The organism is Pseudomonas putida (assembly GCF_009883635.2).
Taxonomy (GTDB): Bacteria; Pseudomonadota; Gammaproteobacteria; order Pseudomonadales; family Pseudomonadaceae; genus Aquipseudomonas; species Aquipseudomonas putida_W.
Window position 1 is genome coordinate 2,475,914 of the sequence record NZ_CP026115.2, and the last position, 15,011, is coordinate 2,490,924.

The following is a 15,011-nucleotide window of genomic DNA, read 5'->3' on the forward strand; positions in this document are numbered from 1 at the left end:
ACGAGAACCTAGTCGCCAACAAGACCCAAGTCAGCACCACTGTCACCGATGTGACCGATACCACCACGGTGACGCTGACAGCCACACCGTCCGTGGCCGAGGGCGGCACCATCGTCTACACGGCGAGTGTGGGTGCCCCGGTCACCGGCAGCCCAGTGGTGGTGAACCTGGCCAACGGCCAGACCATCACCATCGCCGTCGGGCAAAGCTCCGGCACCGCTACGGGCGCAGTGTCCAACGACGTTTATCAGGGTCATGCGCCGGTCACAAACAGCATCTCCAACGTCACTGGCGGTAATTACGAGAGCCTGGTTGCCGACAAGACTCAAGTCAGCACCACCGTCACCGATGTGCAGGACACCACCGCCGTCACCCTGACCGCCACGCCATCCGTGACCGAAGGCGGAACCATCCTCTATACCGCCACTTTGGGCGCGCCGGTCACTGGCAGCCCGGTCGTCGTGAGCCTGGCCAACGGCCAGACCATCACCATTGCGGTCGGCCAGAGTTCCGGCACCGCCACCGGCGCAGTAACCAACGATGTCTATGTAGGCCATGCGGCCGTCACCAACAGCATCATCAGCGTCAGCGGTGGCAACTATGAAAACCTGGTCGCCAATCAATCGCCGGTCAGCACCAGCGTCGCCGACGTGCAGGACACCACCACCGTTTCACTGTCGGCCACCCAGACCGTGGCTGAAGGCGGACAGATCGTCTACACCGCGACACTGACCAATGCTGCGCAGTCTCCGGTAACCGTCAACTTGAGCAATGGCCAGGCCATCACTATCGGCGCCAACCAGACTACCGGCAGCGTCGCGGTTACCACCCATGGCGATAACCCGTACCTCGATGCTGGACAGGTCAGTGCACAAATTACGAGCGCATCGGGCGGCAGCTTTGAAAATCTGGCAGTCAACAGCACCCCTGCAGTGACCAATGTCACCGATACCGTCGACACCTCGACCATCAGCCTGACCGCCACGCCTTTGGTGGCTGAAGGCGGGACGATCATCTACACCGCCTCGGTGACCGCTCCGGTCACGGGTTCTGCCGTCGTGGTCACCCTGGCCAACGGGCAGACCATCACCATTCCGGTCGGGCAAAGTTCGGGGACCGCCACAGCTACGGTGTCCAACGACGTCTACCAAGGCCACCCTGCAGTCAGTAACAGCATCAGCAACGTATCCGGTGGCAACTACGAGAACCTGGTCGCAGACAAGGCTCAGGTCAGCACCACCGTTACCGATGTGACCGACACCACGACCGTGACCCTGACAGCTACACCAAGCGTGGCAGAGGGTGGAACCATTACCTATACGGCGAGTGTGGGCGCCCCCGTCACCGGCAGCCCAGTGGTGATAAGCCTGGCCAATGGGCAGACCATCACCATTGCGGAGGGTCAGAGCTCCGGTACCGCCACCGAGGTGGTGACCAATGATGTCTATCAGGGTCACGCACCGGTCACCAACAACATCACGGCCGTCAGTGGTGGCAACTATGAAAGCCTGGTCGCCAATACCGCGACCGTGAACACCACCGTTACTGATGTGCAGGACACCACCACCGTTACCCTCACCGCCACACCGTCGATGGCCGAGGGCGGCACCATCGTCTACACGGCGAGTGTGGATGCCCCGGTCACCGGCAGCCCGGTCGTCGTGACCCTGACCAATGGCCAGACCATCACCATTCCGGTCGGCCAGAGTTCCGGCACTGCCACCGGTACCGTGAGCAACGACGTCTATCAGGGCCATGCTCCCGTCACCAACAGCATCACCAGTGTCAGCGGTGGCAACTACGAAAACCTGGTCGCCAACCAGTCACCGGTCAGCACCAGCGTCACCGATACCGTCGAAACCTCGACCGTGAGCCTGACCGCCACGCCATCGGTGGCCGAGGGCGGGACGATTATTTACACCGCCACCGTGACTGCGCCGGTCACCGGCTCTGCCGTGGTGGTGACCCTGGCCAATGGGCAGACCATTACCATTCCGGTCGGGCAAAGTTCAGGGACCGCCACAGCTGCGGTGTCCAACGACGTCTATCAGGGCCATGCCCCGGTTACCAACAACATCACCGCCGTCAGCGGTGGCAACTATGAAAACCTGGTCGCCAACACCGCCACTGTCAGCACCACCGTGACCGATGTGACCGACACCACCAACGTCACCCTGACTGCCACGCCATCCGTGGCCGAAGGTGGGACCATCCTCTACACCGCCAGCGTGGGTGTTCCGGTCACTGGTAGCCCGGTCGTGGTCACCCTCACCAATGGCCAGACCATCACCATTCCGGTCGGCCAGAGTTCCGGCACCACCACGGGCACCGTCAGCAACGACGTCTACCAAGGCCACGCCGCTGTCACCAACAGCATTAGCAACGTGTCCGGCGGTAATTACGAGAACCTGGTGGCCGACAAGACTCAGGTCAGCACCAGTGTCACCGATGTGCAGGACACCACCACGGTTTCGCTATCGGCAACGCCGAGCGTGGCCGAAGGCGGGCAGATCGTGTACACCGCGACCCTGACCAATGCAGCACAGTCTCCGGTGACAGTGACCCTTAGCAACGGGCAAACCATCACCATCGCCGCCAACCAGACCTCCGGCAGCGTCAGCGTCGCCACCCACGGTGATAACCCCTATCTTGATGGCGGTCAGGTCAGCACCAGTATCACCAGTGCATCAGGCGGCAATTTCGAGAATTTGGCGGTCAACAGCACCCCCGCTGTGACCAATGTCACCGATACCGTCGACACCTCGACCGTCAGCCTGACCGCCACGCCATCGGTGGCTGAAGGCGGGACCATCGTCTACACCGCCACGGTGACCGCTCCGGTTACCGGCTCTGCTGTGGTGGTGACCCTTGCCAACGGCCAGTCCATCACCATTCCGGTCGGGCAAAGTTCGGGTACCGCCACGGCTGCGGTATCCAACGACGTCTACCAAGGCCACTCTGCAGTCAGCAACAGCATCAGCAACGTATCCGGTGGCAACTACGAGAACCTGGTCGCAGACAAGACTCAGGTCAGCACTACCGTTACCGATGTGACCGACACCACGACTGTGACCCTGACAGCCACACCAAGCGTGGCAGAGGGTGGAACCATTACCTATACGGCAAGTGTGGGCGCCCCCGTCACTGGCAGCCCGGTGGTGGTCAGCCTGGCCAATGGGCAGACCATCACCATTGCGGAGGGTCAGAGCTCCGGTACCGCCACTGAAGTGGTGAACAATGACGTCTATCAGGGGCACGCCCCGGTCACCAACAACATCACGGCCGTCAGTGGTGGCAACTACGAAAGCCTGGTCGCCAATACCGCTACCGTAAACACCACCGTCACCGATGTGCAGGACACCACCACGGTTTCGCTGTCGGCGACGCCAAGCGTGGCTGAAGGCGGGCAGATTGTTTATACCGCTACCCTGACAAACACGGCGCAAACTGCGGTGAGCGTCACCCTGAGCAATGGCCATACCATCACTATCGGCGCCAACCAGACCTCCGGCAGCGTCGCGGTTGCCACCCACGGCGATAACCCGTACCTCGATGCCGGTCAGGTAAGCGCGAGCATTACTGGCGCAACGGGCGGCAACTTCGAGAATCTCGCGGTCAACAACACTCCCGCGGTGACCAACGTCACCGATACCGTCGACACCTCGACCGTGAGCCTAACCGCCACGCCATCGGTGGCCGAGGGCGGGACGATTGTTTACACCGCCACCGTGACTGCGCCGGTCACCGGCTCTGACGTGATGGTGACCCTGGCCAATGGGCAAACCATCACCATCCCGGTCGGCCAAAGTTCCGGCACGGCGACAGGTGCCGTGCGCGACGATGTCTATCAGGGCCATGCTCCCGTCACCAACAGCATCACCAGTGTCAGCGGTGGCAACTACGAGAACCTGATCGCGGACAAAACCCAGGTCAGCACCAGCGTCACCGATGTGCAAGACACCACCACAGTCTCGCTGTCGGCCACCCAGACCGTGGCTGAGGGCGGGCAGATCGTCTACACCGCGACCCTGACGAATGCCGCTCAGTCGCCAGTGACCGTAACCCTGAGCAATGGCCAGACCATCACCATCGCCGCCAACCAGACCTCCGGCAGTGTCAACATCGCCACCCACGGCGATAACCCCTATCTCGATGCCGGCCAGGTCAGCGCACAGATCACCAATGCGACTGGCGGCAATTTCGAGAACCTGGCAATCAACAGCGCGCCAGCGGTGACCAACGTTACCGATACCGTCGACACCTCGACTGTCAGCCTGACCGCCACGCCATCTGTAGCCGAGGGCGGGACCATCGTTTACACCGCCACGGCGACTGCGCCAGTGACCGGCTCTGCCTTAGTGGTGACACTGGCCAATGGGCAGACCATCACCATCCCGGTCGGGCAAAGTTCGGGGACCGCCACGGCTGCGGTCAGCAACGACGTCTATCAGGGTCATGCGGCCGTCACCAACAGCATCACCAGCGTCAGCGGTGGCAACTACGAAAATCTAGTCGCCAATCAGGCACCGGTTAGCACTACCGTCACTGATGTGACCGACACCACCACCGTTACCCTCACCGCCACACCGTCCGTGGCCGAGGGCGGCACCATCGTCTACACCGCCACCGTTGGCGCGCCCGTCACCGGCAGCCCGGTGGTGGTCACGCTAGCCAACGGCCAGAGCATCACAATCCCTGTTGGGCAAAGCTCCGGCACCACGACTGGCGCCGTGAGCAACGACGTGTACCAAGGCCATGCACCCGTCACCAACAGCATCACCACCGTCACGGGCGGCAACTACGAAAACCTGGTCGCCAACCAGTCGCCGGTCAGCACCACAGTCACCGATGTCCAAGACACCACCACTGTGACCCTGACAGCCACACCCAGCGTGGCAGAGGGTGGAACCATTACCTATATGGCAAGTGTGGGCGCCCCCGTCACTGGCAGCCCGGTGGTGGTGAGCCTGGCCAATGGGCAGACCATCACCATTGCGGAGGGTCAGAGCTCCGGTACCGCCACTGAAGTGGTGAACAATGACGTCTATCAGGGGCACGCCCCGGTCACCAACAACATCACGGCCGTCAGTGGTGGCAACTACGAAAGCCTGGTCGCCAACCATTCGCCGGTCAGCACCACAGTCACCGATGTTCAAGACACCACCACTGTGACCCTGACCGCCACACCTTCCGTGACCGAAGGCAGCACCATCGTCTACACCGCAACCGTCGGCGCTCCGGTTACCGGCAGCCCGGTCGTGGTCAGCCTGGCCAACGGCCAGACCATCACCATTCCGGTTGGCCAGAGTTCCGGCACAGCGACAGGTGCCGTGAGCAACGACGTCTACCAAGGCCATGCACCTGTCACCAACAGCATCAGCAACGTGAGCGGCGGTAACTACGAGAACCTGGTGGCCGACAAGACTCAGGTCAGCACCAGCGTCACTGATGTGCAGGACACCACCACGGTCTCGCTGTCGGCAACGCAGAGCGTGGCCGAGGGCGGGCAGATCGTGTACACCGCCACCCTGACCAATGCTGCGCAGTCGCCAGTGACTGTGACCCTGAGCAATGGCCAGACCATCACCATCGCTGCCAACCAGACCTCTGGCAGCGTGGCGGTTGCCACCCACGTCGATAACCCGTACCTCGACGCGGGCCAAGTCAGCGCCAGCATCACCAGCGCCTCGGGCGGTAACTTCGAGAACCTAGCAATCAGCAGCGCGCCGGCAGTGACCACTGTCACCGATACCGTCGACACCTCGACCGTCAGCCTGACCGCCACGCCATCGGTGGCCGAAGGCGGGACCATTGTCTATACCGCCACGGTCACCGCGCCGGTCACCGGCTCTGCTGTGGTGGTGACCCTGGCCAACGGCCAGACCATCACCATCCCGGTCGGGCAAAGTTCGGGGACCGCTACGGCGGCCGTCAGCAACGACGTCTATCAGGGCCATCCGGCAGTCACCAACAGCATCAGCAACGTCTCCGGCGGAAATTACGAGAATCTCGTCGCCGACAAGTCTCAGGTCAGCACCAGCGTTACCGATGTGCAGGACACTACAACCGTCACACTGACCGCCACGCCGTCCGTGGCCGAAGGCGGCACTATCGTCTACACCGCCAGCCTGACCAATGCCGCACAGTCGCCAGTGACCGTCACCTTGAGCAATGGCCAGAACATTACCATCGCCACCAACCAGACCTCCGGCAGCGTCGCGGTTGCCACCCACGGCGATAACCCCTATCTCGATGCCGGCCAGGTCAGCGCCAGCATCACCAATGCATCAGGTGGCAACTTCGAGAATCTGGCAGTCAACAGCGCGCCGGCAGTTACCAACGTCACCGATACCGTTGACATCTCGACCGTCAGCCTGACCGCCACGCCCTCGGTGGCAGAAGGTGGAACCATCGTCTACACCGCCACCGTGACCGCGCCGGTCACCGGATCTGCCGTGGTGGTGACCCTGGCCAACGGGCAGACCATCACCATTCCGGTCGGGCAAAGTTCCGGGACCGCCACGGCCGCAGTATCCAACGACGTCTATCAGGGCCATCCGGCAGTCAGCAACAGCATCAGCAACGTGTCTGGCGGCAACTATGAGAACTTGGTGGCGAACAAGGCGGCGGTTAGCACTACCGTCACTGATGTGACCGACACCACCACCGTCACCCTCACCGCCACGCCAACCGTGGCCGAGGGCGGCACCATCGTCTACACCGCCACCGTCGGCGCGCCGGTCACCGGCAGCCCGGTTGTGGTTAGTCTTGCCAATGGACAAACCATCACCATTGCCGTTGGCCAAAGCTCCGGCACTGCGACTGGCGCCGTGAGCAACGACGTGTACCAGGGCCATGCACCCGTCATCAACAGCATCACTACCGTCACGGGCGGAAACTACGAAAACCTGGTCGCCAATCAGGCACCGGTCAGCACCAACGTCACCGACGTGCAGGACACCACCACCGTTTCGCTGTCGGCCACTCAGACCGTCGCTGAGGGCGGCCAGATCGTCTACACCGCGACCCTGACCAATGCTGCACAGTCTCCGGTGACCGTCACTTTGAGCAATGGCCAGACCATTACCATCGCCGCTAACCAGACCTCCGGCAGCGTCGCGGTTGCCACCCACGGCGATAACCCCTATCTCGATGCCGGCCAGGTCAGCGCCAGCATCACCAATGCATCAGGTGGCAACTTCGAGAATCTGGCAGTCAACAGCACGCCAGCAGTGACCAATGTCACTGATACCGTCGACACCTCAACCGTGAGCCTGACCGCCACGCCTTCCGTCGCCGAGGGCGGCACGATCGTGTACACAGCCACGGTGACCGCTCCGGTTACAGGCTCCGCTGTGGTGGTGACCCTGGCCAATGGGCAAATTATCACCATTCCGGTCGGGCAAAGCTCCGGGACCGCCACGGCCGCAGTATCCAACGACGTCTATCAGGGCCATCCGGCCGTCAGCAATAGCATCAGCAACGTGTCTGGCGGTAACTATGAAAACCTGGTGGCGAACAAGGCAGCGGTCAGCACCACAGTGACCGATGTCCAGGACACCACCACTGTGACCCTGACTGCCACGCCTTCCGTTGCCGAGGGCGGGACCATCGTCTACACCGCAACCGTCGGCGCTCCGGTTACCGGCAGCCCGGTCGTGGTGACCCTGACCAATGGCCAGACCATCACCATTCCGGTTGGCCAGAGTTCCGGCACGGCGACAGGTGCCGTGAGCAACGACGTCTACCAAGGCCATGCACCTGTCACCAACAGCATCAGCAACGTGAGCGGCGGTAACTACGAGAACCTGGTCGCAGACAAGACTCAGGTCAGCACCACCGTTACCGATGTGACCGACACCACGACCGTGACCCTGACAGCCACACCAAACGTGGCAGAGGGTGGAACCATCATCTACACCGCCACCGTTGGCGCGCCCGTCACCAGCAGCCCGGTGGTGGTCACGCTGGCCAACGGCCAGAGCATCACAATCCCTGTTGGGCAAAGCTCCGGCACCGCGACTGGCGCCGTGAGCAACGACGTGTACCAAGGCCATGCACCTGTCACCAACAGCATCAGCAATGTGAGCGGCGGTAGCTACGAGAACCTGGTGGCGGACAAGTCTCAGGTCAGCACCACCGTGACCGATGTGACCGACACCACCACGGTTACCCTTACAGCCACACCATCCGTAGCCGAAGGTGGCACCATCCTGTACACCGCCACCGTCGGCGCGCCCGTCACTGGCAGCCCGGTGGTGGTAACCCTTGCCAATGGACAGTCCATCACCATCGCGGTCGGCCAGAGCTCTGGCACCGCCACTGGCGCAGTGACCAACGATGTCTATGTAGGCCACGCCGCCGTCACCAACAGCATCACCAGTGTCAGCGGTGGCAACTACGAAAGCCTGGTCGCCAACCAGTCACCGGTCAGCACCAGCGTCACCGATGTGCAGGACACCACCACCGTTTCGCTGTCGGCCACCCAGACCGTCGCTGAGGGCGGTCAGATCGTGTACACCGCGACCCTGACCAACGCCGCACAGTCGCCAGTGACCGTGACCCTGAGCAACGGGCAGACCATCACTATCGGCGCCAACCAGACTACCAGCAGCGTCGCGGTTGCCACCCACGGCGATAACCCGTACCTCGATGCGGGGCAGGTCAGCGCCAGCATAACCAACGCTTCGGGCGGGAACTTCGAGAATCTGGTGGTCAACAGCACGCCGGCAGTGACCAACGTCACCGATACCGTCGATACCTCGACCGTCAGCCTGACCGCCACGCCTTCAGTCGCCGAGGGCGGCACGATCGTCTACACCGCCACAGTAACCGCACCGGTCACCGGTTCTGCTGTAGTGGTGACCCTGGCCAACGGGCAAACCATCACCATCCCGGTCGGGCAAAGTTCGGGGACCGCCACGGCTGCCGTCAGCAACGACGTCTATCAGGGCCATCCTGCCGTCAGCAACAGCATCAGCAATGTGTCGGGTGGCAACTATGAAAACCTGGTGGCGAACAAGGCAGCGGTCAGCACCACCGTCACCGACGTGCAGGACACCACCACGGTTTCTTTGTCGGCCACCCAGAACGTGGCCGAGGGCGGCCAGATCGTCTACACCGCCACCCTGACCAATGTCGCGCAGTCGCCTGTGACAGTGACCCTGAGCAATGGCCAGACCATCACCATCGCCGCCAACCAGACCTCCGGCAGCGTCGCGGTTGCCACCCACGGCGATAACCCGTACCTCGATGCCGGTCAGGTCAACGCGCGCATTACCGGCGCAACGGGAGGCAACTTCGAGAACCTCGCTATCAACGGCTCGCCGGCAGTGACCAACGTCACCGATACCATCGATACCTCGACCGTCAGCCTGACCGCCACACCATCGGTGGCCGAGGGTGGGACGATCGTTTACACCGCCACGGTGACTGCGCCAGTCACCGGCTCTGCCGTGGTGGTGACCCTGACCAATGGCCAGACCATCACCATTCCGGTCGGCCAAAGCGCCGGCACCGCCACGGGCGCCGTGACCAACGATGTCTATCTGGGGCACGCCGCGGTCACCAACAGCATCAGCAACGTCTCCGGCGGCAATTACGAAAACCTGGTGGCCAACAAGGCCGTGGTCAGCACCACGGTCACCGATGTGCAGGACACCACCACGGTCTCGCTGTCGGCCACTCCGACCGTGGTCGAAGGTGGCCAGATCACCTACACCGCTACCCTGACCAACGCAGCGCAAACCGCCGTGACGGTAACCTTGAGCAACGGCCAGACCATCACCATCGGCGCCAACCAGACCTCCGGCAGCGTCACCGTCGCCACCCACGGCGATAACCCGTACCTCGACGCTGGCCAGGTCAGTGCACAGATCACCAGCGCGTCAGGCGGCAACTTCGAGAACCTTGCAGTCAACAACACGCCCGCAGTGACCAACGTCACCGATACCATCGACACCTCGACCGTGACCCTGGCCGCCACGCCGTCGGTAGCCGAAGGCGGCACCATCGTCTACACCGCGACCGTCACCGCCGCCGTCACCGGCAGCCCAGTGCTGGTGAGCCTGGCCAACGGCCAGACCATCACCATTGCCGTCGGGCAAACTTCTGGTACGGCCACCGGCACCGTCACCAATGACGTGTACCTGGGCCATGCACCGGTCACCAACAGCATCACCGCCGTCAGCGGCGGCAACTACGAAAACCTGGTGGCCAACAAGACAGCGGTCAGCACCACCGTCACCGATGTCCAGGACACCACCACCGTCACCCTCACCGCCACACCCAGCGTGGCCGAGGGTGGCACCATCACCTACACCGCCACTGTCGGCGCCCCGGTCACCGGCAGCGCCGTGCTGGTGACCCTGGCCAACGGCCAGACCATCACCATTCCGGTCGGCCAGAGCGCCGGCACCGCCACCGGCAGCGTGACCAACGACGTGTACCTGGGCCATGCGCCAGTGACCAACAGCATCACCAACGTATCCGGCGGCAGCTACGAGAACCTGATCGCCGACAAGACTCAGGTCAGCACCAGCGTCACCGACGTGCAGGACACCACCACCGTCACCCTCACCGCCACGCCAAGCGTGGCCGAGGGCGGCACCATCACCTACACCGCCACCGTCAGCGCGCCAGTCACCGTCACTCCGGTGGTGGTGACCCTGACCAACAGCCAGACCATCACCATCCCGGTCGGCCAGAGCAGCGGCACCACGACCGGCTCGGTCACCAATGATGTCTATCAGGGGCATGCAGCCGTCACCAACAGCATCAGCAGCGTCTCCGGTGGCAGCTATGAGAACCTGGTGACCAACAAGACCGTGGTCAGCACCAGCGTCACCGATGTGACGGACACCACCACCGTCACCCTCACCGCCACGCCGACCGTGGCCGAGGGCGGCCAGATCGTCTATACCGCGACCTTGACCAACCCGGCACAGACAGCCGTCAGCGTGACCCTGAGCAATGGCCAGACCATCACCATCGGCCCCAACCAGTCCTCCGGCAGCGTCACTGTGGCGGCGCCAGCCGACGATGTGTACATCGACGCCTCCACTGTCAGTACCACCATCACCAACGCTACCGGCGGCAATTTCGAAAGCTTGGTGGTGAACCCGGCGCCAGCAGTCACCGCCGTGACCGACACGCTGAACAACACCACCCTCGGCATCACCGGTTCGGCCACCGTGGCCGAGGGCAACACCGCCACCTACACCCTGACCCTGAGTAACCCGCCGCAGACCGATGTGGTGGTCAAGCTGAGCTACAGCGGTACTGCCACCAACGGTGTCGACTACACCGGCGTGGCTACCGTGACCATCAAGGCCAACAGCAACACGGCGACCTTCAGCATCCCGACCATCAAAGACAACATCACCGAAGGCACCGAGACCTTCACCATCAAGATCGACTCGGCCACTGGCGGCAACTTCGAGGGCCTTGTCGTCAGCAACACCGCGGGCAGCATCACCACCCAGCTGTTCGAACCCGCACCCGTGCTGGACCTGGATGCCAACGACTCCAGCGGCAAGACCGGCGCCGACTTCCAGACCACCTTCACCGAGAACAGCAGCGGCAACTCGATCAGTGACCTGGACATCTCCATCACCGACTTCGACAGCACGCAGCTGACCGGCGCGACCGTCACCCTGACCAACGCCCAGGCCGGCGATGCGCTGAACCTGGGCAGCAGCGTCAACGGCATTACCATCATCTCCAGCGTGACCGCCGGCAAGGTGGTGTTGACCCTGACTGGCAACGCCTCGCTGGCCGACTACATGCAGGCGATCAAGAACATCACCTTCGTCAACACCAGCGAAGACCCGAGCACCACGCCACGGATCATCACGGTCACGGTCACCGACGGGGTCAATGTGTCCAATACCGCCACCACCACGGTCAACGTTGTGGCGGTCAATGACGCGCCAGTGTCCGCCGGCGGCGCCGTCACCGGGGTCGAAGACACCGCGCTGGTGCTGACCTGGAGCAACTTCAACGTCACTGACGTCGACAGCCCGGTCTCGAGCCTGGGCGTGACCATCACCCAGCTACCGGCCCTCGGCACCATGCAGTACAACAACGGTACCGCCTGGGTGAACGTGGCCCTCAACCAGACCATCAGCCAGGCCGACATCAGCGCCGGCAAGCTCAAGTTCGTGCCGCTGGTCAACCAGTCGGGCGTCAACGGCTATGGCGGCACCGGGGTGGGCAACAATCAGGCTGACTACGCACAGATCAAGTTCAAGCCCACTGACGGCGTCACCCCGGGCAGCGAAACCATTCTGAAGGTAGACATCAACCCGATCGCCGACGCACCGACCCTGTCGATCGGCAGCAACAGCGTCAACTCGCTGGGTTTGACCAAGGAAATCTGGACCAGCCTCACTGGCCTGGGCACCAACGGCAACGGCATTACCGGCGATGCACTGAAGACAGTGTTCACCAACTCTGGCGCCGCAACCTCGTCCACGACCATCACCAACGTGCAATCCGATTCCAGCGTAGCGGCACAGAGCGGCTCGAAGACTTCCGGCCTGGTGTACCTGGAGGCTGGCAAGACCTACACCTTCAGCGGCAACGCCGACGACAGCCTGCTGGTGAACATCGGCGGCAAGAACGTGGTCACTGCCACCTGGGGCTCGGGGTCGGGGACCGTCTCGGGCACCTACACACCGACCACCAGCGGCTACTACACCCTGGAGATCTACCACGCCAACCAGTCCGGCCCGGGCAGCTACGACGTCAACATCTCGGTCAACGGCGGCGCTGCCGGCGACTTCAACAGCACCACCATCCCGATGTACCAGAACGTCACCGCCCTGACCAACGCCGGGGTCACCGTGTCCGATCTGCACGGCAGCAACAGCACTCAGGGTTACTACGATGGCTACAAGCTCAACGAAGGGCCGGAAAACGGCAGCGTCAAGCTGGTGGGTATCGGCAGCAGCCTGACCGACACCGACGGCTCAGAGACCCTCAGCGTGAAGCTGAGCGGTATTCCAGCGGGCTCGGTGATCAGCGACACTGCCGGGCACACCGCCACCGTGGGCGCCACCGCAGTCGATGTCAGTGGCTGGACGTTGAGCAGCCTGACGATCAAGCCACCGGCCTACTACAGCGGCCAGTTCGATGTGAAGGTCAGCTCAACCTCCACCGAGTCGGTCGGCGGCAGCTTCGCCACCACCGAAGGCACCCTCAAGGTCACGGTCTACCCGGACACCTACACCACCAGCCAGCTGACCACCGCCAATGACAGCACAACCGGTACCTACGGCGATGACATCATCATCGCCGACACCGCCGGCCTGCATATGACCGCTGGCACCAACTACAACCTCGCCTTCATCGTCGACACCTCGGGCAGCATGAGCACCACCGGCATCGACGCGACCAAGGCGTCGCTGGCCACCACGTTCCAGACCCTGCTGGCGGATGCCAAGGCCACCGGGGTCGGCACGGTCAACGTGCTGCTGGTGGACTTCGCCACCCAGGTCAAGAGTACCGTCTCAGTCACCCTCAACGACGCTGGCCTCAAGACGCTGCTGAACGCCCTGGGCGGCATGAGCGCGGACGGCGGCACCAACTATGAGGATGCCTTCAAGACCACCGCCAACTGGTTCCAGAACCTGAAAAATGCCGGTGTCACCGGCACCAACCAGACCTACTTCCTCACCGACGGCCAGCCGACCTACTACCAGACCGGCGAGCAGACCAACCCAACCCTGGCCAACAGCTCGGTCAAGCTCGACACGCTGCTCAGCAATGTCAGCTACAAGATGGGCGACACCCTGACCAACTACCAGCTGGACACCAGCAACCGGGTGTCGATCGACGCCACCGGCAAGCTCACCGCCGAAACCCGCAGCTTCGACCTGCTGAGCCTGAGCTACAAGTGGAGTGCCGTCACCACCGGCCTGATCCACGCCGAAGGCAACGGCGGCTACGAGCTGTCGAAACTGGCCGGCACCGGCAGCACCACCACCAGCGACACCCTGACCAACGCCACCTCAAGCTTCGCGCTGCTCTCGGCGCTGTCATCGGTCGAAGCCGTCGGCGTCGGCACAGGCATCGCTGCCACCGACCTGAAACCGTTCGACAGCGACGGCGTGCCCCAGGTCAATGTCGACCCGAGCAAGATCAGCGATGCGATCCTCGGCCACACCGACCAGACCATTGCCGGTGCCGACACCATCAGTGGCGGCGATGGCCACGACATCATCTTCGGCGACCTGGTGAGCTTCGACTCGATACCCGGCAGCGGCATCGAGGCCGTGCAGGCCTTCGTCGCCACCAAGCTGGGCGTCGACACGAGCCTGGTGGATGCCAAGGTGATGCATCAGTACATCACCGAGCACTACACCGACTTCGACCTGTCGCGCACCAACGACGGCGCCGACACCCTGATGGGCGGGGGCGGCAACGACATCATCTTCGGCCAGGGCGGCAACGATTACATCGATGGCGGCAAGGGCAATGACATCCTGCTGGGCGGTACGGGCAACGACACACTGCTTGGCGGCGAAGGCAACGACCTGCTATTCGGCGGGGCCGGTAACGACACCCTGATCGGCGGCAAGGGCAACGACATCCTCAGCGGTGGCGCCGGCGCCGATACCTTCGTATGGAAAGCCGGCGACATTGGCCAGGACGTGATCAAGGACTTCAAGCTCAGCGAAGGCGACCGCATCGACCTCACCGACCTGTTGCAGGGCGAGCGCGGCTCGACCATCGACAACTACCTGAAGATCACTACGACGGGTGGCGAGTCGACCCTGCAGATCAGCACCGAAGGCAAACTTAATGCTGCTGGTGGGCTGGCCAACGTAGACGTGAGCATCAAGCTGGAGGGCGTGAACTGGTCGAATACCACGATCAACTCGTTGATCAGCGGTGCCGACCCGACCATCAAGATCGACAACAACAACAGCTGACGGGCAGGCGCAGTTGGGCAAAGTTGCCTATGCTGCGCCAGAACCAGAGTAGTCAACGAGACGAGGATGGACGCC

General features: G+C 63.0%; 1 pseudogene. It reads left to right on the forward strand.

Annotated features, from left to right (window positions below):
• Window positions 1–26 precede the first annotated feature (26 nt).
• A pseudogene (locus C2H86_RS28695) lies at window positions 27–14,936 on the forward strand (immunoglobulin-like domain-containing protein); the annotation flags it as partial.
• Window positions 14,937–15,011 lie beyond the last annotated feature (75 nt).